This window comes from Pseudomonas putida W15Oct28, assembly GCF_000708715.2.
Lineage (GTDB): Bacteria > Pseudomonadota > Gammaproteobacteria > Pseudomonadales > Pseudomonadaceae > Aquipseudomonas > Aquipseudomonas putida_R.
The window spans coordinates 1-24209 of the sequence record NZ_JENB01000014.1 but is presented as its reverse complement, the minus strand read 5'-3'; the positions used below and the strand labels follow the sequence as shown (position 1 = coordinate 24209).

The 24209-nt window shown below is 65.1% G+C and carries 19 protein-coding genes; 9 read left to right on the top strand and 10 right to left on the bottom strand.

The window, feature by feature from the left end:
- The first annotated feature begins 6 nt into the window (after window positions 1-6).
- The 5 genes from AK81_RS11855 (at window position 7) to AK81_RS11835 (ending at window position 5067) form a co-directional block, all read left to right on the top strand.
- Window positions 7-1074, top strand: a complete 1068-nt coding sequence (locus AK81_RS11855; RefSeq protein WP_043199292.1) for a DUF2333 family protein — start codon at window positions 7-9, stop codon at window positions 1072-1074.
- 2 nt (window positions 1075-1076) lie between these two features.
- Window positions 1077-1613, top strand: coding sequence for an NUDIX hydrolase (locus AK81_RS11850; protein WP_043199291.1), 537 nt, complete (start codon window positions 1077-1079; stop codon window positions 1611-1613).
- 329 nt (window positions 1614-1942) lie between these two features.
- A complete protein-coding gene (locus AK81_RS11845) occupies window positions 1943-2314 on the top strand; it encodes a translation initiation factor Sui1 (RefSeq protein ID WP_043199290.1) in 372 nt (123 codons plus the stop codon).
- Window positions 2315-2465: 151 nt separating this feature from the next.
- Complete coding sequence (speA, locus tag AK81_RS11840) at window positions 2466-4379, top strand: arginine decarboxylase (RefSeq protein ID WP_043199288.1); 1914 nt, start codon at window positions 2466-2468, stop codon at window positions 4377-4379.
- A 232-nt stretch (window positions 4380-4611) separates the two neighbouring features.
- Window positions 4612-5067, top strand: coding sequence for an REP-associated tyrosine transposase (locus tag AK81_RS11835; protein WP_043199286.1), 456 nt, complete (start codon window positions 4612-4614; stop codon window positions 5065-5067).
- A 133-nt stretch (window positions 5068-5200) separates the two neighbouring features.
- Here AK81_RS11835 and AK81_RS11830 read toward each other — a convergent pair whose 3' ends face one another.
- Entirely contained in the window at window positions 5201-6538 is a 1338-nt protein-coding gene (locus AK81_RS11830; protein ID WP_043199283.1) for an MATE family efflux transporter, read from the bottom strand.
- 279 nt (window positions 6539-6817) lie between these two features.
- Here AK81_RS11830 and AK81_RS11825 point away from each other — a divergent pair, with 279 nt between their 5' ends.
- Window positions 6818-11719 (top strand): alpha-2-macroglobulin family protein, encoded by a 4902-nt coding sequence (locus AK81_RS11825; RefSeq protein ID WP_043199282.1) that lies wholly within the window; start codon window positions 6818-6820, stop codon window positions 11717-11719.
- 164 nt (window positions 11720-11883) lie between these two features.
- Here AK81_RS11825 and AK81_RS11820 read toward each other — a convergent pair whose 3' ends face one another.
- Window positions 11884-12177, bottom strand: a complete 294-nt coding sequence (locus tag AK81_RS11820; RefSeq protein WP_043199280.1) for a hypothetical protein — start codon at window positions 12175-12177, stop codon at window positions 11884-11886.
- Between the two features lie 77 nt (window positions 12178-12254).
- Here AK81_RS11820 and pbpC point away from each other — a divergent pair, with 77 nt between their 5' ends.
- Together pbpC and AK81_RS11810 are read left to right on the top strand one after the other, a co-directional pair.
- Complete coding sequence (gene pbpC, locus AK81_RS11815; protein WP_043199278.1) at window positions 12255-14597, top strand: peptidoglycan glycosyltransferase PbpC; 2343 nt, start codon at window positions 12255-12257, stop codon at window positions 14595-14597.
- Window positions 14598-14689: 92 nt separating this feature from the next.
- Window positions 14690-16354, top strand: coding sequence for a ShlB/FhaC/HecB family hemolysin secretion/activation protein (locus AK81_RS11810; RefSeq protein ID WP_043199276.1), 1665 nt, complete (start codon window positions 14690-14692; stop codon window positions 16352-16354).
- Window positions 16355-16496: 142 nt separating this feature from the next.
- Here the strand turns inward: AK81_RS11810 and AK81_RS11805 are convergent, their stop codons facing one another.
- The 8 genes from AK81_RS11805 to AK81_RS11770 form a co-directional block, all read right to left on the bottom strand.
- The gene (locus AK81_RS11805) at window positions 16497-17270 is read right to left on the bottom strand and encodes a response regulator transcription factor (RefSeq protein WP_043199274.1); all 774 of its coding nucleotides are present in this window, start codon (window positions 17268-17270) and stop codon (window positions 16497-16499) included.
- 119 nt (window positions 17271-17389) lie between these two features.
- Window positions 17390-17860 (bottom strand): A24 family peptidase, encoded by a 471-nt coding sequence (locus AK81_RS11800; RefSeq protein ID WP_043199272.1) that lies wholly within the window; start codon window positions 17858-17860, stop codon window positions 17390-17392.
- 319 nt (window positions 17861-18179) lie between these two features.
- Window positions 18180-18749 (bottom strand): DUF4136 domain-containing protein, encoded by a 570-nt coding sequence (locus AK81_RS11795; protein ID WP_043199269.1) that lies wholly within the window; start codon window positions 18747-18749, stop codon window positions 18180-18182.
- Between the two features lie 19 nt (window positions 18750-18768).
- Complete coding sequence (locus tag AK81_RS11790) at window positions 18769-19404, bottom strand: DUF4136 domain-containing protein (protein ID WP_043199267.1); 636 nt, start codon at window positions 19402-19404, stop codon at window positions 18769-18771.
- 21 nt (window positions 19405-19425) lie between these two features.
- The gene (locus tag AK81_RS11785; RefSeq protein WP_043199266.1) at window positions 19426-20175 is read right to left on the bottom strand and encodes a methyltransferase domain-containing protein; all 750 of its coding nucleotides are present in this window, start codon (window positions 20173-20175) and stop codon (window positions 19426-19428) included.
- Window positions 20172-20477, bottom strand: coding sequence for a MazG-like family protein (locus AK81_RS11780; protein ID WP_016497875.1), 306 nt, complete (start codon window positions 20475-20477; stop codon window positions 20172-20174). The genes AK81_RS11785 and AK81_RS11780 overlap by 4 nt, the downstream gene beginning before the upstream one ends.
- 177 nt (window positions 20478-20654) lie before the next feature.
- Window positions 20655-21506 (bottom strand): MaoC family dehydratase, encoded by an 852-nt coding sequence (locus tag AK81_RS11775; RefSeq protein ID WP_043199264.1) that lies wholly within the window; start codon window positions 21504-21506, stop codon window positions 20655-20657.
- A gap of 2 nt (window positions 21507-21508) precedes the next feature.
- The gene (locus tag AK81_RS11770; RefSeq protein ID WP_043199263.1) at window positions 21509-22861 is read right to left on the bottom strand and encodes a 3-oxoacyl-ACP reductase; all 1353 of its coding nucleotides are present in this window, start codon (window positions 22859-22861) and stop codon (window positions 21509-21511) included.
- Window positions 22862-22981: 120 nt separating this feature from the next.
- On the opposite strand from AK81_RS11770, the gene AK81_RS11765 reads away from it, so the two are divergent.
- A partial coding sequence (locus AK81_RS11765) for an acetyl-CoA C-acetyltransferase (RefSeq protein WP_043199262.1) occupies window positions 22982-24209 on the top strand: 1228 nt, incomplete at its 3' end.

The following is a 24209-nucleotide window of genomic DNA, read 5'->3' as shown; positions in this document are numbered from 1 at the left end:
AAAGCCATGCTGGACTGGAAAAACCGCGAGGCCAAAGCCGAGCCCCGTGAGCGTGTCGATGGACGCGGCGCTGCCGCCCGTAGCTACCTTGGCGGCCTTTGGAGCCGTGCCCTGGGGACCCTGATCGGGTTGTACCTGCTGGTGTGTATCGGCCTTGGCTGGTACTGGAGCCAGGAGCCGGAGCTGTTCCCGGTGCAGCAGAGCGCCCAGGCTGCGGCCGAGCGCGGCGGCCAGCAGATGGTGGTGGGCTACACCACCATCGAAACCCTCAAGACCGTGGCCGGCACTTTGCTGAACAAGCCGGGCGGCTACATTTCCAACGACCGCTTCCCGCCAGGGCTGTGGATGGACAACATGCCGAGCTGGGAATACGGCGTGCTGGTCCAGGTGCGCGATTTGTCCCGCGCCTTGCGCAAGGACTTCGCCCGCTCGCAGTCGCAGTCCACCGAAGACGCCGACCTGGCCAAGGCCGAGCCGCGCTTCAACTTCGACAACAAGAGCTGGATCCTGCCATCGAGCGAGTCGGAGTTCGAAGAGGGCATCAAGTCGCTGGCCCGCTACCAGACGCGTCTGGCGGCTGGTGACAAGGGCGCGATCTTCTACACCCGTGCCGACAACCTCAACAACTGGCTGGGTGACGTAGCCACCCGCCTGGGGTCGCTGTCGCAGCGCCTGTCGGCCAGCGTTGGCCGGGTCAAGCTCAACACCACGCTGAAGACCGAGTCGGTGGTTGCCGGCCAGGCGCCGCAGGTGGATGAAGAACTGGTGGAAACCCCATGGCTGCAGATCGACAACGTGTTCTACGAAGCCCGTGGCCAGGCCTGGGCGCTGTCGCACCTGCTGCGCGCCATCGAGGTGGACTTTGCCGACGTGCTGGCGAAGAAGAACGCCACGGTCAGCGTGCGCCAGATCATCCGTGAGCTGGAAGCCTCGCAAGAGCCGCTGTGGAGCCCGATGGTGCTTAACGGCAGTGGCTTCGGCATGTGGGCCAACCACTCGCTGGTCATGGCCAACTACATTTCCCGGGCCAACGCCGCGGTCATCGACCTGCGTCAGCTGCTGTCGCAGGGTTGAGAATGGCCATCAGCCCAAACGAGGCCGCCCACCGGGCGGCTTCCGACCGCGAACTGGTCAGTTGGGTAGACGAAGCCGACCAGGTGCTGGGCGCATTGCCCCGCGCCGAGTTGCGCGAGCGTGGCCTGATCGGCCGTTGCACGTTCATCCTGCTGTTCAACAGTGCCGGTGAGTTGTGCGTGCACCGGCGGACCCTGAGCAAGGCGCTGTACCCGGGTTACTGGGATGTAGCCGCAGGTGGCATGGTGACGGCCGGGGAGGGTTATGCCGACTCGGCTGCGCGTGAGCTGGCCGAGGAGCTGGGGATCGAAGGGGCCGAGTTACGCTTTCACGAACGGTTCTACTTCGACCAACCCGACAACCGGTTGTGGTGTGCGGTGTATTCGGCGGTGTCGGATGCGCCGTTGCGCTTGCAGCCGGAAGAGGTGATCGAGGCGCGGTTCATTGGCCTGGAGCAGGCTGAGCAAGAGAGCCTGATCAAGCCGTATTGCCCAGACTCTTTGGCGGCGTTGCAGCGCTACAAGCTTAGCTTGAAATAAAGCAGGGGCCGCTTTGCGGCCCGATCGCGACACAAGGCCGCTCCTACAAGAGGTCGCGTCCCCCGGCCTTGCGCGGTCTCCTGTAGGAGCGGCCTTGTGTCGCGATCGGGCTGCAAAGCAGCCCCAGTACGCGAATAGTCGCAAAACATTCGTAAAATGCCGCAATCCTGTACTTAGCAACAGCCGGATTTATCGTTACACTGCGCGCCCTTTTCGGGCTGTTCGCAGGATCTTGCGGCAGTAGCGCCGCCCCTGCCAGAGTGGGGCTTCGCGGTCGGCCTCTACCCCAAGGCACGACCAGTTTTTGTCCTCAGCACAGAGGAACAAAAGTGTCCAAGAAAGCTTCTTCCTTTTCCGCCCTTGGCGGTCTCGTGTTCTCCACCGACGCCGGTCGGCACTGCCCCGACTGTAGCCAGCCGGTGGATGCCTGCATCTGCAAGCAGCAAACCATCCCCGAAGGCGACGGCATTGCCCGTGTGCGCCGCGAGAGTAAAGGCCGTGGCGGCAAGACCGTGACGACCGTCACCGGTGTGCCGCTGCCGCCCGACCAGCTCAAAGAGCTGGCGACCACGCTCAAGCGCCGCTGCGGTACCGGCGGCGCCCTGAAGGACGGGGTTATCGAGATCCAGGGCGACCATGTCGAGCTGTTGATCGGCGAGCTGACCAAACAGGGTTTCAAGGCGAAAAAGTCCGGCGGCTGAGGCCATCGCGCGATTTTTTGCCCAGCGCTTTCTAAACTCGTTCCTGTGGTCAGGGTCTATGCCTGAGCACGGATGAATCGTCATTTTCAGCTTTTACACTCGCTCCGCTGCCTGCGGGGCAGTGTCTTCGACTTATCTATAGGGGACTTGAATGTCCGTACGACGCACACGCAAAGACGATGGTAGCCAATGGACCGTGGCCGATAGCCGCAGTGTTTATGGCATCCGCCATTGGGGCGCTGGTTATTTCGCCATCAATGAAGCCGGGCGCGTCGAAGTGCGCCCCAACGGCCCCGACAGCGCGCCGATCGACCTGTACGAACAGGTTGACGAACTACGCCAGAGCGGGCTGTCGCTGCCCTTGCTGGTGCGCTTCCCCGACATTCTGCAGGACCGCGTACGCCAGCTGACCGGCGCGTTCGATGCCAACATCGCGCGCCTGGAGTACCAGAGCCAGTACACCGCGCTGTACCCGATCAAGGTCAACCAGCAGGAAGCGGTGGTGGAAAACATCATCGCCACGCAAAACGTTTCCATCGGCCTGGAAGCCGGTTCCAAGCCCGAGCTGCTGGCAGTGCTGGCGCTGGCGCCGAAGGGCGGTACCATCGTCTGCAACGGCTACAAGGACCGTGAGTTCATCCGCCTGGCGCTGATGGGCCAGAAGCTTGGCCACAACGTGTTCATCGTCATCGAGAAAGAGTCGGAAGTGGCCCTGGTGATCGACGAGGCTGCCGAGCTCAAGGTGAAACCGCAGGTCGGCCTGCGCGTGCGCCTGTCGTCGCTGGCTTCCAGCAAATGGGCCGATACCGGTGGCGAGAAGTCCAAGTTCGGGTTGTCTGCTGCCCAGCTGATCTCGGTGGTGCAGCGCTTCCGCGATGCTGGCCTGGACCAGGGCATCCGCCTGCTGCACTTCCACATGGGCTCGCAGATCGCCAACCTGGCGGACTACCAGCACGGCTTCAAGGAAGCCATCCGTTACTACGGCGAACTGCGTGCGCTGGGCCTGCCGGTCGACCACATCGACGTTGGCGGTGGCCTGGGCGTCGACTACGACGGCACCCACTCGCGCAATGCCAGCTCGATCAACTACGACATGGACGACTACGCCGGCGTGGTGGTGGGCATGCTCAAGGAGTTCTGCGACGCGCAGGGCCTGCCGCACCCGCACATCTTCTCCGAGAGTGGCCGCTCGCTGACCGCGCACCACGCCATGCTGGTGATCCAGGTCACCGACGTCGAGAAGCACAACGACGACGTGCCGACCATCGAGAACAAGGAAGCCCTGCCCGAGACCGTGCAGTGGCTGGCCGACCTGCTCGGCCCGACCGACATCGAGATGGTGACCGAGACCTACTGGCGCGCCACCCACTACATGGGTGATGTGGCCGCGCAGTATGCCGACGGCAAGATCAGCCTGAGCGAAAAGGCCTTGGCCGAGCAGTGCTACTTTGCCGTGTGCCGCCGCCTGCACAACTCGCTGAAAGCCCGCCAGCGCTCGCACCGCCAGGTGCTCGACGAGCTGAACGACAAGCTGGCCGACAAGTACATCTGCAACTTCTCGGTGTTCCAGAGCCTGCCGGATACCTGGGCCATTGGCCAGGTGCTGCCGATCATCCCGCTGCACCGCCTGGACGAAGAGCCGCTGCGCCGCGCCGTCCTGCAAGACTTGACCTGCGACTCCGACGGCAAGATCAACCAGTACGTCGACGAGCAGAGCATCGAGACCAGCATGCCGGTGCATGGGCTGAAGGACGGGGAAGACTACCTGCTGGGCGTGTTCCTGGTCGGTGCCTACCAGGAAATCCTGGGTGACATGCACAACCTGTTCGGTGACACCGACTCGGTGAACATCTACCAGAACGCCGACGGCAGCGTGTACCACGCCGGTATCGAGACCCACGACACCATCGAAGACATGCTGCGCTACGTGCACCTGTCGCCGGAGGAGTTGATGACCCACTACCGCGACAAGGTGGCCAGCGCCAAGATCACCGCGCGTGAGCGTACCCAGTTCCTGGATGCCTTGCGCCTTGGGCTGACCCGGTCGTCGTACCTGTCGTCGTAATCGCCAGGGCCGCTTTGCGGCCCATCGCGACACAAGGCCGCTCCTACAGGGACCGCGATACGATTTCGCGGGAAATCGCGACATCACATGAGGTCGCGACCTCTTGTAGGAGCGGCCTTGTGTCGCGATCTGAGGGCGCAGCCCTCACCGCGTCATACCCCGTAATGATCCGCCTACGGTGGCCTTCATCGCCACACCTATCCTTCGAACGCAATGTTCAAAGGAAGTCGACATGGATCGTCACGGCAATCACCGCTTGCGCCAAGGGCGCTTCTCGGAGCCTGGCAGGCTCTATCTGCTAACCACCATCACGCGCGATCGCCTTCCGTTGTTCAGGAATCTCTTGTTTGCGCGAACGGTAATCCAGCAGTTGCGCCTGAGTGAGCATGAAGGGGGCTGCCGTTCTCTGGCTTGGGTCTTGATGCCGGATCATCTGCATTGGCTGATCGAACTGGGGCCGACCAGCTTGGGCAAACTCATGTGCGGCTTCAAGTCGCGAAGCAGCTGCGCGCTCTACCGCAAAGGCATTGATCGCCAGCACATCTGGCAACCTGGCTTTTATGACCGGGCATTGCGCAAGGAAGAAGATGTAAAGGCTGCTGCCCGCTACATCATCGCCAACCCGATTCGGGCTGGCCTAGTTCGGCGCGTGGGTGAGTATTCACATTGGGATTGTGTATGGCTGTGAGTCAGCTGGTGAGGGCTTCGCCCTCATTTCGCGACACAAGGCCGCTCCTACAGGGGGTCGCGATACCCCGCCGTTACGCGATCCCTGTAGGAGCGGCCTTGCGTCGCGATGGGCCGCAAAGCGGCCCCCGGCGTCACTGAATCCAAAGCCCTTTTTCCTGCAACCGCCACCCCACCCACCCCAACGTCACCGCGCGCAACCCCATGAACCCGAGAAACGCCAACCACAACCCGTGGTTGCCGAACCCGCTCATGGCAATGGCCACCGGCAGTGCAATCAGCACCGACACCAACATCGCATTGCGCATCTCCCGCGCCCGCGTCGCACCGATGAACAACCCATCCAGCAAGTAACTCCACACCGCAATCAACGGCAGCACCGCCAGGTAGGGCAAATACGGATAGGCCGCCGCCCGCACACTGTCGATGTCGGTCTGCAAGTCGATGAACAAGTGCCCACCCAGCAGGAACAACCCGGCAAACCCCAGGCTGGTGATCAGCGACCAGCCACAGGCCACCACCAGTGAGCGGCGCAGCGTGTCGCGATCACGGGCGCCAATGGCGTGGCCGCACAGCGCCTCCACCGCATGCGCCAGCCCGTCGAGGGCGTAGGCGGTCAGCAGCAGGCCGTTGAGCAGCAGGGCGTTGGCCGCCACGGTGGACTCGCCCAGGCGTGCGCCTTGCACGACAATCAACAGGAACACCAGTTGCAGCGCCAGGCTGCGCAGAAAAATATCGCGGTTGACCGCCAACAGCGGTCGCCAGCCCTGCCAGCGTTTCAGCGCCGTCCATACGACATGCCCCGGGTAAGCCCGCAGGGCCGGGCGGGTCAGGGCCAAGCCCAGCAGGGCGGCACTCCACTCGGCGATCACCGATGCCCGCGCCGAACCCAGTACCCCCCAATCCAGCCCCAGGACGAACCACAGGTTCAGGACGATGTTCAGCAGGTTGGTCGTCAGCAGGATGGCCAACGGTGCCCGGGCGTTCTGGGTGCCCAGAAACCAGCCAACCAGCGCATAGCTGGCCAGTGCTGCGGGCAGGCCCAGCAGGCGGGTGTGGAAGAAGTCTTCGGTGGATTGCTGCAAGGCTGCGCTGGGTTGCATCGCATGCAGTGCAAGCTGGCTGAAGGGCAGGGCCAGCAGGCCGATCAGCACGGCAAAGCCGATCGCCAGCAGCAGCCCTTGCACCAGCACCTGGCGCAACGCCGCGCCGTCGCCACGGCCGGCGGCCTGGGCGGCGAAGCCGGTGGAACCCATGCGCAGAAAGCCCATCAGGCCGACCATGAAGGTGAACAACGTGGCGCCCACGGCTACGGCGCCCAGCTGGTGGGCGTGGGGGAGGTGGCCGATGACCGTGCTGTCGACCAGCGCCACCAGCGGCACGGAGATGTTGGACAGGATCATCGGCGCGGCCAGCGCCCAGACCTTGTGGTGGGTGGGGCGGTGGCGCCAGTCGGCAGAGAGTCGGGGCATTTGCATTCCATGAGGCTTGGGGCCGCTATGCGCCCCTTCGCGGGCTTGCCCGCTCCCACAGGAAAGTGTTGCTCTTGCGGCCGGCGCCAAACCTGTGGGAGCGGGCAAGCCCGCGAAGGGGCGCAAAGCGGCCCCCTTTGACAAATGCCACAGTGTAACGGCCAGGCAACCATTTCGCGCGACCATGGTCTCACTTGCCGCGCAACGCCCGGGTGCTGCACCTGACGTTGAGCTATAGTTGCTGCCCTCACGTACACGCTGCCTAAGAGTTCCTACTCCATGTTCAACAAAGGATTGTTGCTGGCCTGCGCGCTGGCTTTGCTCAGTGCCTGTGACTCTTCGACGCCGGACAAACCGGCGCCGGTCGAGAAACCCGTCGCTACAGCGCCCGTCGAAACCCAGGCGCCCAAGCGCGAAGACCCGGCTGTGCTCGCCAAGCGCTACGAGGGCCGCGAGCTTACGGTGCTGGATGCTTCGGAAGTGCAGCTCGATGGCGCAGCAACGCTGTCGATCAGCTTCTCCGCACCGCTGGATGCCAAGCAGGACTTCGCCACCAAGGTGCACCTCGTCGACACCGTCAAGGGTAAGCTCGACGGCGCCTGGGAACTCTCCGACAACCAGATGGAGCTGCGCCTGCGCCACCTGGAACCGCAGCGCAAGCTGGTGCTGACCGTCGACAAGGGCCTGCTCGCGGTCAACGGCAAGCAACTGGACAGCGAGTCGGTCACCCAGCTGGAAACCCGCGACATGCAGCCGACCATCGGCTTTGCCAGCCGCGGTTCGCTGTTGCCCACGCGCCTGGCCGAAGGCCTGCCGGTGATTGCCCTGAACGTCGACAAGGTCGATGTCGAGTTCTTCCGCGTCAAGCCGGAAATGCTCTCGACCTTTCTGGCCAGCTGGGGGCGCAACAGCAGCCTGTACTACTACCAGTCCAAGGAAACCCTGGACATGGCCGAGCTGGTCTACAGCGGCCGCTTCGACCTCAACCCCGCCCGCAACACCCGCGAAACCGTGCTGCTGCCCATCGCCGGCATCAAGCCGCTGCAGGACCCGGGCGTGTACCTGGCGGTGATGCGTGCCTCGGGCACCTACGACTACTCGCAGCCAGCGACCCTGTTCACCCTCAGCGACATCGGCGTGTCGGCCCACCGCTACCGCGACCGCATCGACGTGTTCGCCCAGGCGCTGGAAGGCGGCAAGGCGCTGAACGGCGTCAACCTCGAAATCCATGACGAGAAGGGCAAGTTGCTGGCCCAGGCCAGCACCGATGGCAAGGGCCACGCCCAACTGCCGATCACGCCCAAGGCCGATACCCTGATCGCCACCCAAGGTGTGCACACCACCCTGCTGCGGCTGAATACCGCTGCCCTGGACCTGGCCGAATTCGACATCACCGGCCCCCAGGCCAACCCGTTGCAGTTTTTCATCTTCGGCCCGCGTGACCTGTATCGCCCAGGCGAAACCGTGCTGCTCAACGGCCTGCTGCGCGACCAGGACGGCAAGCCCGTCAAAGCCCAGCCAGTGAACGTGGAAGTGCGTCGCCCGGATGAACAGGTGAGCCGCAAGTTCGTCTGGGAAGCCGACAGCAATGGCTTGTACCAATACCAGTTGCAGCTGGCCACCGAGGCCCCGACTGGCCGCTGGCAACTGCTGCTCGACCTGGGTGGCGGGCGCAAGCAGGTGTATGAATTCCTGGTCGAAGACTTCCTGCCCGAGCGCCTGGCGCTGGAGCTGAAGGGCAGCAGCACGCCGCTGTCGCCGGAGGAGGATGCGCGCATCGAGGTCAATGGCCGTTACCTGTATGGCGCCCCGGCTGCCGGTAATCGCCTGAGTGGCCAGGCCTATGTGCGTCCCCTTCGCGAGGCAGTACCTGCGCTGCCCGGCTACCAGTTTGGCTCGGTCACCGAAACCGAGCTGAACCAGGACCTGGAGCTGGACGAAGTTACCCTCGACCAGGCCGGCAAGGCGGTGGTCGACATCGAAAGCCGCTGGGCCGAAGCCCGCTCGCCGCTGCAACTGACCGTGCAGGCCAGCTTGCAGGAGTCCGGCGGCCGGCCGATCACCCGGCGCCTGGAGCAGCCGATCTGGCCAGCCGAGCGCCTGCCGGGGCTGCGTGGCCTGTTCGATGGCGAGGAAACCGATAGCGACGGGCCGGTGGAATTCGAGTTCCTGGTGGCCGACCGCGATGGCAACAAACTGGCGGCCAACGACCTCAAGGTGCGGTTGATCCGCGAGCGCCGCGACTACTACTGGAACTACTCGCAGAGCGACGGCTGGAGCTACGCCTACAACGAGAAATTCCTGACCCAGAACGAAGAGACAGTCAGCGTCAAGGCGGGCTCCACCGCCAAGCTGAGCTTCCAGGTTGAATGGGGCCCTTACCGCGTCGAGGTGGAAGACCCGCAGACCGGCCTGGTGTCCAGCGAGCGCTTCTGGGCCGGCTACCGCACCCAGGACAACGCCGAAGGTGGTGCCGTGCGCCCCGACCAAGTCAAGCTGGCGCTGGACAAACCGTCCTACGCCGACGGCGCCACGGCCAAGGTCACCGTTACCCCGCCTGCCGCTGGCAGCGGCTACCTGATGATCGAGTCCAGCGATGGCCCGCTGTGGTGGCAGGAAATCGAAGTGCCCGCCGAGGGCAAGACCTTCGATGTGCAACTGGACAAAGCCTGGGCACGCCACGACCTGTACATCAGCGCGCTGGTGATCCGCCCGGGTGAGCGCAAGGCAAACGCCACGCCCAAACGTTCAGTCGGTGTGCTGCACCTGCCGCTGGACCGCGCCGAGCGCAAGTTGGCGGTGAGCCTGCAAGCGCCGGAGAAAATGCGCCCGAAACAGCCGCTGACCGTGAAGGTCAAGGCCGCCAATGCCGATGGCAGTGTGCCCAAGCAGGTGCATGTGCTGTTGTCGGCGGTGGATGTGGGCATCCTCAACATCACCGACTTCAAAACCCCGGATCCGTTTGCCAGCCTGTTCGGGCGCAAGGCCTATGGCGCCGACCAACTGGACATCTACGGCCAGCTGATCGAAGCCGGGCAGGGCCGCCTGGCCAGCCTGGCGTTCGGTGGTGATGCGGCGATGGCCAAGGGCGGCAAGCGCCCTAACACCACGGTCACCATCGTCGCCCAGCAGAGCCTGCCGGTGACCCTGGACGACAAGGGTGAGGGCCTGGCCACGGTCGACATCCCCGACTTCAACGGCGAACTGCGGCTGATGGCCCAGGCCTGGACCGAAGAACACTTCGGCATGGCCGAGGGCAAGACCGTGGTTGCCGCGCCGCTCATCGCCGAGCTTTCGGCACCGCGCTTCCTGGCCGGTGGCGACCGCACCAGCCTGGCGCTGGACCTGGCCAACCTGTCGGGCCGCGCCCAGCAACTGAACGTTGAAATCACCACCGAAGGGCAACTGAGCCTGGCCACCAATGCCGTGCAGACCGTTGCCCTGGCCGAGGGGCAGCGTTCGACGCTGATGATTCCTGTGCAGGCCCAGGGGGGGCTGGGGCAGGGCAAGGTGCATGTGCGTGTCACTGGCCTGCAGCTGCCGAACGAGCCGGCCACCGCGTTTGAACGTGAGTGGACGCTGGGCGTGCGCCCCGCCTACCCGGCAATGCTCAAGCACTACCGCGTGGCCTTGAAGGATCAGCCATGGACCCTGCCCGAAGCAGACCTGGCCGCCTTCGAACCCGCTGGCCTGGAAGCCAGCCTGGCCTTGTCGAGCCGCCCACCGTTGAACCTGGCCGAGCAGATCCGTGCGCTGAAGGCTTACCCTTACGGTTGCCTGGAGCAGACCACCAGCGGCTTGTATCCGTCGCTGTATGCCGATGCCGACAGCCTCAAGCGCCTGGGCATCAAGGGCGAGCCGGCGGATGTGCGCAAGCGCAAGATCGAGATGGGTATCGAGCACCTGCTGGGCATGCAGCGCTACAACGGCAGCTTCGGGCTGTGGAGTTCGGACAGCGAAGAAGAGTACTGGCTGACCGCCTACGTCACCGACTTCCTCTTGCGTGCCCGTGACCAAGGTTATGGCGTGCCGGCCGAAGCGCTGAAGAAGGCCAGCGAGCGCCTGCTGCGTTACTTGCAGGAGCGCAACCTGATCGAAGTGGACTACAGCGAAAACGCCGACCACACCCGCTTTGCCGTGCAGGCCTACGCGGCGCTGGTGCTGTCGCGCAGCCAGCAGGCGCCGTTGGGTGCCCTGCGTGGCCTGTTCGACCGCCGTGCCGATGCCCGCTCTGGCTTGCCGTTGGTACAGCTGGCGGTGGCACTGGACAAGATGGGCGACAAACCGCGTGCCGAGCAAGCCTTGCAGGCGGGCCTGGGCATCAGCCGTGGCAAAGGCTGGATGGCCGATTACGGCAGCGCCCTGCGCGACCAGGCGCTGATCCTGGCGCTGCTGCAGGAGAGCAACCTGGCCAGCAGCCAGGTCGACCAGCGCCTGTTCGCCTTGTCGGATGAACTGGCGGCCAACCGCTGGCTGTCGACCCAGGAGCGCAATGCACTGTTCCTGGCTGGCCGTGGCCTGCTGGGCAAGCCGGAAGGCAAGTGGCAGGCACGCCTGGACAGCGCTGGCGAGGTGCGTGAGTTCAACAATGCCGAGGCCGGCATGAAGCTGGAAGGCCCGTTGCTGGCCTCGCCACTGAGCGTGCAGAACGAAGGCAGCGAGACGCTGTACCAGCAGCTGACCTTGTCCGGTTACCCACGCCAGGCGCCTGCCGCCGGCGGTAACGGTATGCAGATTCGCCGCGAGTACCTGGGCATGAACGGCCAGCCGCTGGACCTGCACAACCTGCGCAGTGGCGACCTGGTGTTGGTGCACCTGGCGCTGAAGGCCGACGACCGCGTGCCGGATGCGCTGGTGGTGGACCTGCTGCCGGCAGGCCTGGAGCTGGAAAACCAGAACCTGGCGCAAAGCGCTGCCAGCCTGGACAACGCCAGCAGCGCGGTGAAGGAATGGCGCGAGTCGATGCAGAACGCCAGCGTGGTGCACCAGGAGTACCGTGATGACCGCTATGTGGCCGCGCTCAAGCTCGACAGCTACGGCACCACGCACTTGCTGTACCTGGCACGGGCAGTGACCCCGGGTACCTACCGCGTACCGCCGCCGCAGGTTGAGTCGATGTACCGGCCGAACCTGCAGGCTATTGGTGATGGGCAAGGTGAAATGACCGTAAAAGCCCGCTAAGGCGACGCGGTCTGTTGTAGGAGCGGCCTTGTGTCGCGATCGGGCCGCAAAGCGGCCCCAAAACCTGAGCGCGCGGAGCAACTGTTATACCGCGTCGCCAGGTTTTGCGGCCGCTGCGCGCCCGATCGCGACGCAAGGCCGCTCCTACAGGAATGGCGCAGTTTCTAGTGAATCACCCAGCTCATCACCCACAACCCCAGCACCAGCCAGATGATCCCGAGGATGATCGAGGCGCGCATGAACGCGCGGATTGCCGAGTACAGCAGCATCAGGCCGATGATCAGGGCCAGGATGCTGATCAGCGAGGTGTCCGTGCCCAGGGTGCGCGCCAGGCCGTCGATGAAATTGCCACCGGCATTGGCCAGCAGGTTGAACAGCCCGCTCAATGCGTCGACGATGAAGCGGATCAACGACCCAAGGGCCTGGCCCAGCCACTCGAAAAAACCTTCTACATGCATAGTTGCTTCCTGATGAACGAATCGGCGATGTTGCCGTTCCCAAGCCTTTGGCCATCACCTGGCCAGGTCGGTTCCCGATGCCAAGCTTAGCGCGTGCGGGCAGGCTGTTGCGCGCCACGCTGATTGGCCTGCTGGTACTGTGCGGCCTGTTGTGGCTGGCTGATCGGCTGTGGCCGCTACCGCTGCCGGGCGACGACCTGGCGCGGGTAGTGCTGGCCGAAGACGGCACGCCGTTGTGGCGCTTTGCCGATGCCGAGGGTGTCTGGCGCTACCCGGTCAGCCCGGACCAGGTTTCGCCGTTGTACCTGCAGGCCTTGCTGACCTACGAAGACCGCTGGTTCTACCGCCACCCCGGGGTCAACCCGTTGGCCCTGGCGCGTGCGGCCTGGCTGAACCTGCGGGGTGGGCGCGTGGTGTCGGGCGGCAGCACGCTGTCGATGCAGGTGGCACGGCTGCTAGACCCGCATGACCGCACCCTGGCCGGCAAACTGCGCCAGCTGTGGCGTACGGCGCAGCTGGAGTGGCACTTGTCCAAACGTGAAATCCTGCAGATCTACCTGGACCGCGCGCCCTTCGGCGGCACCCTGCAGGGCGTGGCTGCCGCCAGTTGGGCGTACCTGGGCAAGTCGCCGATGCACCTGACCCCAGCCGAAGCAGCGCTGCTGGCGGTGCTGCCCCAGGCACCCAGCCGGCTGCGCCCGGACCGCCACCCCGAGCGTGCCCAGCGCGCCCGCGACAAGGTGCTGCAGCGCCTGGCCGAATACCAGGTTTGGCCTGCGCAGCAAATTCGTGAGGCCGCCGAAGAGCCGCTGCTGTTGGCGCCACGCCAGGAGCCAGCGCTGGCGCCCTTGCTCGCCCGGCGCCTGAACAGCGCCGACAGCCCGCCGCTGATCCGCACCACGCTCGATGCGGCGTTGCAGCGGCGCCTTGAAGACTTGCTGCTGGGCTGGCGCGCGCGGCTGCCGGAGCGCACCTCTGCCGCCATTTTGGTGGTCGAGGCGCAGACCATGGCGGTGCGTGCCTACCTTGGCTCGATCGAGCTGGCCGATGAGCGCCGCTTCGGGCATGTCGACATGGTGCGCTCGCTACGTTCGCCCGGCTCTACCCTCAAGCCGTTCCTCTACGGCATGGCGCTGGACGATGGCCTGATCCATTCCGAATCGTTGTTGCAGGATGTGCCGCGCCGCTATGGCGACTACCGCCCCGGCAACTTCTCCATGGGCTTCAGCGGGCCGGTGTCGGCCAGCTCGGCGTTGGCCCTGTCACTCAACCTGCCGGCAGTGCAGTTGCTGGAGGCCTACGGCCCGAAACGCTTTGCCGCGCAACTGCGCATGGCGGGCATGCCACTGGCATTGCCGCCCTTGGCCGAGCCCAACCTGTCGTTGATCCTGGGCGGTGCGGGCAGCCGCCTGGAGGACCTGGTGGGTGGCTACGCGGCGCTGGCGCGGGGTGGCAACAGTGCGCGGGTGCGCTTGCAGCCACAGGACCCGCTGGTGGAAGGCCGGCTGCTGTCACCGGGGGCGGCGTGGATCATCCGGCGCATCCTCAGTGGCCAGGCGCGCCCCGACCGCGACCCGCATGCCGAGCTGGTACAGCGCCCGCAACTGGCCTGGAAGACCGGCACCAGCTATGGCTTTCGCGACGCCTGGTCGATTGGCGTGGGCCCGCGCTACCTGATCGGCGTGTGGATCGGCCGCCCCGACGGCACGCCGGTACCCGGCCAGTTCGGCCTGGCCTCGGCGGCGCCGTTGATGCTGCAGGTGCACGACCTGCTGAGCAACCGCGACAGCCAGCGTGGCATCAGCGTGCCGGTGGAGCGGGTGCCGGCGAATGTCGGTGTGGCGGCAATCTGTTGGCCGCTGGGCCAGCCGATGAGCAAACAGGACCCCAACTGCCGGCGCCAGCGTTTTGCCTGGACCCTGGACGGCACCACGCCGCCGACGCTGCAAGCCGCCGACCAGCCGCTGGGCCTGGGCCTGCGCGAAAGCGTGTGGGTCAACGACCAGGCGCTGCGGGTGGATGGCAGCTGCCCGGGCGCCAAGGCCCGCGACATCGCCTTGTGGCCGGCCCCGCTGGAGCCTTGGCTGCCACGCGTGGAGCGGCGCGCGGCGCGGCTGCCGGCCATCAACCCGGCCTGCCCACCACAGGTGCCGGCCAGCGCGCCGCCGCTGTCGATCGTCGGCGTGCGCCCGGGTGACAACCTGCGCCGCCCGGCGACCAGCAGCGAGCCGTTGCAGCTGTATGTGTCGGCCCTGGGCGGTGGCGGGCGGCGCTGGTGGTTCCTCAATGGCCAGCCGTTGGGCGAAACCCAGGGGCAGGACAGCCTGCTGGTGCGCTTGCCGCAGGCCGGGCAGGCCGAGCTCAGTGCGCTGGATGAAAGCGGCGAGACGGCGCGGGTAGCGTTCCAGGTCAGCGAATAGGCGTTCGACGGCAGCCGGGCCAGCACCTACGCTTGCAAGTGACGGGTGTGACCGGCTGGTGCCCCGCAACCCAAGGGAACATGGAGCGCCCTATGCGTCCTCTGGCCGTGCCCCTGTTGTTGCTGCCCTGGGCGTTTGCGGCCCAGGGCGGGTCGTTGCCGGGTTTTCTCGAAAGCCATGAGTACGAACGGCGCCTGCCCGACACCAACCTGCCGGTAGACACCTATCGGCCCGCCAGCCCCAATCTGCGAATGCCCCGGCCAAACGCCGAAAGCCAGGCCTGGGCGCCTGCGGATACGCGCATGGTGCTGCACAAGGTGCGTTTCGAAGGCGGTACGGTGTTCCCCTTGAGCGACTTGCGCGAGCACTACCAACCGCTGATCGGGCACAGCATCACACTGGGCGACCTGCAGGAGTACACCGAGCGCCTGACCGAGCGCTACCGGCAGGAGGGTTACCTGCTGTCCTACGCCTACCTGCCACCTCAGGATGTGGCCGAAGGCCGGGTCAATGTGGTGCTGGTCGAAGGTTACATTCGGGATTACCGCGTGGACGGCGACATCGGCCCGGCTGGTGCTTATCTGCAGCAGCTGCTGACACAGCTTGAAGCCGAGCGCCCGCTGACACGAGAAACGCTGGAGCGCTACCTGGGGCTCGCCGAACGCCTGCCGGGTGTGTCGATAGAGGCTGAGCTGGCCATGGCGCAAACCGCTGACGGGGCCGCCCGCTTGATCGTGCATGCGCGGCGAAAGCCGTTCAGCGCCGCTGTTACCGTGGCCGATTCCAGTCGTGACGCTGCGCAGGCGCTGCTGACGGCAACCAGCAATGCCCAGACCCGCTTTGCCGAACAGTTCAAGGCGAGCCTGCTGCTGCCCCCGGGGGATGACCAGGTGCATTACCAGCGGCTGGACTACAGCCAGTACCTGGACGCTGCCGGCAGCCAGTTGCTGCTGTCGGCTTCGCGCTACCGCAGTGATCCGGGCACGCGTATTCGTCTGGACGATGGCCGTGACATGACCCGCGAGCGCGACAGTGAACGCTATGCAGTGGGCCTGCGCCAGCCAGTAGTTGTGAGGCCGAACGAATGGATGGCCGTGCAGGGGCACTTGTATGCGGTCAGCGAGCACGTCGAAGACCAACTGGACGGGCAGCCTTCGGTTCGGGACTACGACACTTCGGTGCGCGCCCTGTCCTTCGAGGGTGATTGGCGCAAAGTGGAAGGTGGTCGCCTGCGTATTGTCAGTGCCGGGGTCTATCAGGGGCTTGATTACCTGGGGGCGCGCAGCGATGCCGACTACGACATGGACTTTCTGCGGCTCAGGTTGTCGGGGCTGCAAAGTGACTCGCTGTCGGCGCGTTGGCAGGGCGTGGTGTCGGGCGCGTTGTATTGGAGTGATGACCAACTGCCCGACAGCGAACGGGCGGGCTTTGGTGGGCAGCACTTTGGCCGTGGCTACCCGCGTGATCAGGCGGACGGGGACAAGGGTTGGGGTGTGGGTTACGAGGTGAACTACAGCCTGCGCGGCAACGGGCTGGCGCTGGTTCAGCCCTATGCGGCAGTGGATGTGGCGCAGGCCTGGCATAACCGGGGGCCGGTGGACGATGCCCATCTGGCTTCGGCGGCATTGGGTGTACGGCTGGGGGATGGGCGTTTCTTCAATGTTGCGCTGGAGGTGGCGAAGCCTTTGGCGGATGTGGCCTTGGATAGTCTCGACCGTGGTCCCCGGCTGACCCTGAGTCTGGGTTTGCAATTGTAGGGGGGCGCTTCGCGCCCCTTTCGCGACGCAAGGCCGCTCCCACAGGTCCACCGTTATCCTGACGGTTGCGCGGTGCCTGTGGGAGCGGCCTTGTGTCGCGATGGGCTGCAAAGCAGCCCCCGGCAATCTCGAAGCCAATCACTCAATGGGTAGTAAACCTCAGATGCACCGGCGACGAGCTGGGTGTCAGCGCCAATGCCAGCTGGGTACGGTTGTGCATGTGGGTCAGTCGCAACACCTGCGACACATACAGCTTCACGGTATTTTCGGTAATGCCCAGTTCACAGGCGATCTGGTAGTTGGTCTTGCCCTTGCTCACCAGCCGCGCGACTTCCAGTTGGCGTGGCGACAGCTTCTCGAAGGCGGCCGGCAGCTCGTTTTCGCTCTCTTCCACATCGGTGGCACGCCGGTGGGTACCTTGGCCACGGGCTTTTTCCAGGTCCTGGTACAGCTCGTCCACCGAGTCGGCCAGGTCCTGCAAGCGCTGGTTCAACCCGCCCAGGGCGCGGAAGTTGCGCTGGCGCTCTTGCAGGGCTTCTTCCTGGCGGCGCACGCCCTCCAGCAGTTCATCGAGGTTCATGGGCTTCTGGTAATAATCGGCAAACCCTTCGCGCAGGGCGCGGATCACGTCCTGTTTGTCCGCACGCCCGGTCAGCATGATGGCTTCAAACATACGTTGCCCGGTGACTTCCTTGAGGGCGCGGACCAGTTCGATGCCATCACGCTCAGGCATGTGCAGGTCGCAGATGATCAGACCGATGGCCTCGTCGGCCAGGTAGCGCTGGATGGCGTCGTCGGTGGAATGGGCTGGCAGGCAGTGGTAGCCCTGGGTTTCGAGAAACTCACACAACTGTTCGACGATGACTGGTTGGTCATCGACCACCAATACCTTTACTTCACTGAATGGTCTGGTCACGATCAACTCCCTGTTCGAATGCGGCCCTGCTCCCGTGCCAGACACGCTGGCAGCTTAAAAATAGTCGCACTTTCCGGTTATGTACAAGTTATGTACAAGACATGGGACCACAGGAGTGATTATTGGATCCATACCGCCGTTAGAAGAAAACCTGCTAACACGTAGGGTACGAATGCCTGTTTGTCGCCCATTTCTTCGGTCAGGGCCTGCAAACGCTTCTTCACCTTGGGGTTGAGCAGGGTCCACAGGCGCCGACGGGTGAGCAGCCAGACCAGCACGCTGACACCGGCGCCGATGAAGGTGCCGAGCACGTATTGCGGGCTGGTGGCCAGGGCCAGGGCGCCCATCAGCTTGACGTCGTCGGCACCGAAGCGGCCGAGCATGTAGCCGGGCAATGTAAGCAGCATGACGATGGCCAGCGCCCAGCCGGCATCACTGGCATCGGCGCCGATCCAGCTGTGGCCGGTGGCGAACAGCCAGAACAGGGCGCCGGCGGCCACGCCCAGGGTCAGCAGATCGGATATCTGGCGTTGACGCACATCCTGTTCGGAGCACAAGGCAAGCCACAGCAGGAGAACAATGCTTTGCATTGGCAGGTCGCCTTTCCCAAATGTTGAACACATCTACCCGGTCAGTCAGGTTTCCTTAAGTGAAGATAGACAAGAACCTGCGGACGAGTGAGCGGGAAGGGGAAAAAGGCGTGGCTGGAATGGATTTTGTCGTAGCTGTCACAGACCTGGCAGGGGGTGCAGCCCTGTTCAGAATCGCGATCTCTGTGGGAGCGGGTTCATCGAAGCGTCGAACCGCCGCGAACACCGGCGAAGCCGGTGCCATGCACGGTGTCGCTTTCTTCGCGGGTGAACCCGCTCCCACAGAGTCCGCGGCGCCTAGAGTGGCCGCGTTTGAAGCTTACTTCTTGCTACCCGGCGGGTAGTTGGCCAGCACCTTGGTCACGGTACTGTGGATAGCGCTGTTGCGTTCCTCAGGGCTTGGCGGGTAGTTGTTCATGATCTGCTCGGCACTGCCGCGCCACACCAGCTTGCCGTCACGCCCGTCGAACATGTCGATCTGGATGGTGGCGACCTTGTAGTCGACACTGCGGGTTTCGTTGTACATCGGGCCACCCCAGTAGCCGCCCCAGTAGCCACCCCAACCACCGCCGTAGTTGGTGGTGATCTGTTGCTGGCGCTGCTCGACAATCAGGTACGTGCGCACGCCCAGGTCAGGCCGCGCGCCAGCCTGGACGGGGCGCAGGCCGCGTTGGTCGAGCTGGTCAGCCACCGCTTGGCGGATGCGCTGTTCGGTGAGGTCGCTCTTGATGCGCGGGTCATCCGGACGATATTGCAGGCCCGGCTCCTGCCACGCCCAGCTGCGGTAGGCGGCAAAATCGCGGCTGGCATCGAAATCCTGCTGGACGTTATTGCTGGAGCAGGCGGCGAGCAATAACGCGAATGACAGTAGAACGAGACGGCGCAACATGGTGGTTCTCCGTTAAACGTTAACTGGGAGGATAGCCGCTGAGCGCCTTGTGCACAGAATCGCGCAGGGCGCTTTCGCGTTCACGCGGCGAGTCCTTGTCGCTGCCGCTCTCGGCGCTGGCGCTCCACACCGGCTGGCCGCTGCGGGCGTCGTACAAGTCGATGCGCACCACCATCACTTCCACCTCGTAGGTGCGCACGATGGGCACGCTGGCATAGCCCCCGTAGCCATGGCGGTAGCCGCCATAACCCACACCACCGTAGGGGGAGGGGCCGTAGTAGGGGTCGTAGGTGTCGTAGTCACGCACCTGGCGCAAGCGTTTCTCCAGGCGCATGTCGGCGCTGACCAGCAAGTCGCCGGAAGCCCCGCGGGCAGGGCGCAGGCCATGCTGGTCGAGTACGCCACTGACGGCATCGGCCAGTTGCGCCGGGTCGGCATTGGCCGAGCCGCTTGGCAGCTGGCCGTTGCGCCAGCTCCAGCTGCGGTAATGCCCGTAATCCCTGGCGGGTGCCGGGTAGGCACTGGCGTCGAAGGTGGTGGCTGCCTGGGCGGGGGCCGGGGGCAGCGGGCGGCTGCTGGCCACATACGGGTTGCTGCCCTGGCAGGCAGCCAAGGCAAGCGGCAGCAGGGCCAGACACAACAGACGGTACGGCATGTATTCCTCCCGGCGGGCGGGTCAACGGGGGCGGCAGACCCAGTGCAGGTAGCGGCCAAGCCCGGCGAAGCCGGGGTGACGGCGGTAGGCCAGTTCCATTTCCAGCAGGTCGAGCAGCTCGGCCTTGCCCTGGAACTCTTTGGGCATGTAGTCGTGGAACACCCGCACACCGCTCTCGGTTTCAACCTGCCACATAGGATCAAGTTGCGCCTTGAGCTCGCGTGGATCAAGCGGTTTCTGTGGGGTCAGGCTCTGCTTCTCACCTTCCAGCCGGTTGCTGCGCAACTTGCGGAAATGGCCCTTCAGCAGGTTGCGATAGACCAGCGCGTCGCGGTTGTAGAAGGCCAGTGACAGCCACCCGGAAGGGGCCGTGAGCTGGTGCAGCACGGGCAGGATGCTTTCGGGTTCTGCCAGCCATTCGAGCACGGCATGGCACAGCACCAGGTCGTAGGGTTCGGTCAGCTGGCCGAGCAGGTCTTGCCAGGGGGCCTGGATGAATGTGGCCGTCTGGCCGGCCTCGGCAAAGCGCGCCCGGGCGCCGTCGAGCATGGGGGCGGCAGGCTCGGCCAGGGTCAGGTGATGGCCGCGCTGGGCCAGCCACAAGGCCATGTGGCCGAGCCCGGCACCGATGTCGAGGATGCGCAGCGGGCGATCGGGCAGTGCCTCGGCCAGGTCGGCCTGCAGCACGGCCAAGCGGATCGCGCCCTTGGCGCCGCCGTAGATCTTCTCGGCAAAGCGGGTGGCCAGCTCATCGAAGTGACGGTCGTTCATCGGGCGAAGCGCCTCTCGCTGTCGGCCAGCTTGGCCCGCACCACCTGGTCCATGTCCAGGCCCAGCTCGCTGCACAGCAGCAACAGGTAGAGCACCACATCACCGACTTCCTGGCCGGCGTGGGCCAGTTTGTCGGCAGGCAGCTGGCGCGATTGGTCTTCGCTCAGCCACTGGAAGATTTCCACCAGCTCGGCCATTTCGACGCTGGCGGCCATGGCCAGGTTCTTCGGGCTGTGGAAGCCGCGCCAGTCATTGTTGTCGCGGATCTGGTGCAGGCGTTGGGTGATTTCTTGCAGGTTCATCGGGGGTCTCCTAATGCTGCATAGCTTCGGCCCAGGCCCGATGCAAAGCAAGGGGCCGCTTTGCGGCCCATCGCGACGCAAGGCCGCTCCCACAGAGCCCGCGCTGGCATCAAGGCTGACGCAGTCGCTGTGGGAGCGGCCTTGTGTCGCGAAAAGGCTGCGCAGCAGCCTCACGATTCAAAGGTGAGCCCAGCGCCCGACCATATGCAGCACATCCCCATGCCCATCCAGCCGCAACGCCCCAACAGGCCCCGCCTCACTGGCACTGAGTACTACCTCCGACGGCAATCGCACCGGTTTGCGGAAATCCACTTCAAAGGCATAGCCGCTGTGCGGCAGGTGCCCGCGCAGTGCCGCAAGGGCCATGGCCTTGCTCCACATGCCATGGGCAATGGCCGTGGGGAAGCCGAACAGCCGCGCACTGGCGGCACTGAGGTGGATAGGGTTGTAGTCCCCGCAAACCTTGGCATAACGCCGGCCGATATCACTGTCGGCGTACCAGCGGGTAGCCTCGGGTACTGGCTCCGGTTCACCGTCGGCAGGCTCGCCTGCGTCACCCTCCAGCTTCAGCCCGCGCACCAGCATGCGGCTGGTTTCGCGCCAGAGCAGGCCAATGCCGTCTTCTGCCTCGGTCACCAGGTCGAAGGTGCCGCCCTTGGCATGCGGCCGCAGGTTGTGCGCATACACCGCAAAGCGCAGCCCTTCGATACCGCCAAGCGGGCGCAGCACTTCGATGCGGTTGTGCAGGTGCACCAGGCCCAGCAGCGGGAAAGGGAAGCCTGGAGCGGTCATCAGCTGCAACTGCAGCGTGAACGCCATGACGTGTGGGTAAGTGCCCGGCAGGCGGCCATCGTCGGTGAAGTGGCAAAGCCGTCGATAGGCCGCCAGGTTGGCCGGTTGGACCGGGATGAAGCAGCGCAGGCCATCGTCCGGCAAGCGGTCACCGCTGATCGTGCGCTTGCTGGCTGCACGCAGGTACAGGCTGGCGCGGGCAGCCGGGCTTTGCAGGTCTTGCCAATGTCGGCTCATGTTCAGGCTCCCATCAAGGCCTGGCCACACACACGCAGCACCTGGCCGTTGACTGCCCCGGAACCAGGCTGGCTGAGCCAGGCGATGGCCTCGGCGACGTCCTGCGGCCGCCCGCCCTGGCCCAGCGAGCTCAAGCGCCGCCCAGCCTCGCGCAGGCCCATGGGCATGGCCGCGGTCATGTGGGTTTCGATAAAACCGGGGGCGACAGCGTTGATGCTGCCGCCGCGCTCGGCAAGCCGCGGTGCCCAGGCCTGTGCCAGGCCGATCAGCCCGGCCTTGCTCGCGGCATAGTTGGCCTGCCCGCGGTTGCCGGCAATGCCACTGACCGAGGCCAGCAGGGTGATGCGCGCGTCTTCGCCCAGTGCGCCGTTGTCGTACAGCGCCTGGGTCAGTACTTGCGGGGCCTTGAGATTGACCGCCATGACCGCGTCCCAGTATTCCGGGGTCATGTTGGCCAAGGTCTTGTCGCGGGTGATGCCGGCGTTGTGCACCACGATGTCGATGCCGTCGGGCAGGGCCGCGAGCAGTTGCGTGGCCGCGTCACTGGCGCAGATATCCAGTGGCAGCGCCTTGCCACCGACCCGTGCAGCGAGGGCGTCGAGGTCCTGGCTGGCCTGCGGCACATCGAGCAGCAGCACATCGGCGCCATCGCGCGCCAGGGTTTCGGCAATGGCGGCGCCGATGCCGCGGGCCGCACCCGTCACCAGGGCGCGGCGGCCAGCCAGCGGGCGGGTCCAGTCGCCTACCTGGCTGGTGCAAGCTTCCAGGCGCAGCACCTGGCCAGAAATGAAGGCACTTTTGGGCGAGAGGAAGAAGCGCAAGGCGCCTTCCAGCTGGTCTTCGGCACCGGGCGCGACATACAGCAGCTGGGCGGTCGCGCCATTGAGCAGCTCTTTGGCCAGCGAGCGGCTGAAGCCTTCGAGGGCCCGTTGGGCAACGCTGGCCAACGGGTTGTCGAGGCTTTCCGGAGGGCGCCCCAGCACCACCACATGGGCGCATGGGGCCAGGCTGCGCAGCAGTGGCTGGAAAAATTCGCGCAACTGCTTCAGCGCATCGCTGTCGGACAGATGACTGGCATCGAACACCACGGCTTTGATTTTCGGCCCCAGGCCCGCCACCCAGGCTTCGGCCTGCAGGTTCTCGGCGTTGAAGCTGTAAAGCGCGTCGGTCAGGCGCGGGGCGATGGCTTCGACCTGGCCTGCCAGCGGCCCGCCACCCAGTACCAGGGCCCCTTCCACCGGGCGCAGGCGGCCGGCCTGCCAGCGCTCCAGCGGCGCCGGGCGCGGCAGGCCAAGGGCATCCACGAGGCGGCGGCCGAGGTTGGAGTTGGCAAAACCGAGGTAGCGATCGCTCATGAGTGGGTCTCCGCAAAAAGGCAAGCTTGAAAGTGTGGACCAACTTTGTGGCAAGGTCGTTCGAATGCGGTAAAAACACCTAGGCTGTACCGATCAAATTGTTTCAGGAGGAACAAGCACATGCGTTCACTTCGCCGGGTCGCGATCCTGGGCGGCAACCGAATCCCCTTTGCCCGCTCCAACGGCGCGTACGCCACGGCCAGCAACCAGGCGATGCTCACGGTCGCCCTCGAAGGCCTGATCGAACGTTATCGCCTGCATGGGTTGCGGCTCGGGGAGGTGGTGGCTGGCGCGGTGCTCAAGCATTCACGTGACATGAACCTCACCCGCGAATGTGTGCTGGGTTCGCGCCTGTCGCCGCAGACCCCGGCCTACGACATCCAGCAAGCCTGCGGCACCGGGCTTGAGGCGGCGCTGCTGGTGGCCAACAAGATTGCCTTGGGGCAGATCGACTGCGGTATTGCCGGCGGCGTGGATACCACCTCCGATGCACCGATTGCCGTCAACGAAGGCTTGCGCCACATCCTGCTGCAGGCCAACCGTGGCAAAAGCCTGGGCGAGCGGCTGAAGCCGTTCCTCAAGCTGCAGCCTCACCACCTGAAACCCGAGTTACCCCGCAATGGCGAACCGCGCACGGGGTTGTCGATGGGCGAGCATTGCGAGCGCATGGCCCAGGCCTGGCGCATTGGCCGAGCAGAGCAGGACGAGCTGGCGATGCTCAGCCACCAGAAGCTTGCCGCCGCGTATGCCGAAGGTTGGCAGGATGACTTGCTGACGCCGTTTCTGTCGCTGTCGCGGGATAACAACCTGCGCTCCGACCTGACGCTTGAACAATTGGCCAGGCTCAAGCCCGCCTTCGACCGCAGTGGCCAGGGCACGCTGACAGCGGGTAATTCCACACCACTCACCGACGGGGCCTCGGTGGTGTTGCTGGGCACTGAGGAATGGGCTGCGCAGCAGGGGCTTCAGGTGCTGGCCTACCTGGTCGATGGCGAAACCGCTGCGGTGGATTTCGTCACTGGTCGCGAAGGGCTGTTGATGGCGCCGGTGTATGCCGTGCCACGCTTGCTGGCGCGCAATGGCCTGACCCTGCAGGACTTTGACTACTACGAGATCCACGAAGCCTTTGCCGCCCAGGTGCTGTGCACACTGAAGGCCTGGGAGGATGCCGACTATTGCCGCGAGCGCTTGGGGCTGGATGCGCCGCTTGGGGCAATTGACCGCAGCAAGCTCAACGTCAAGGGCAGCTCGTTGGCGGCCGGGCACCCGTTTGCGGCGACCGGGGGGCGGATACTGGCCAACCTGGCGAAGCTGCTGGCGACGGCGGGGAAGGGGCGTGGGCTGATTT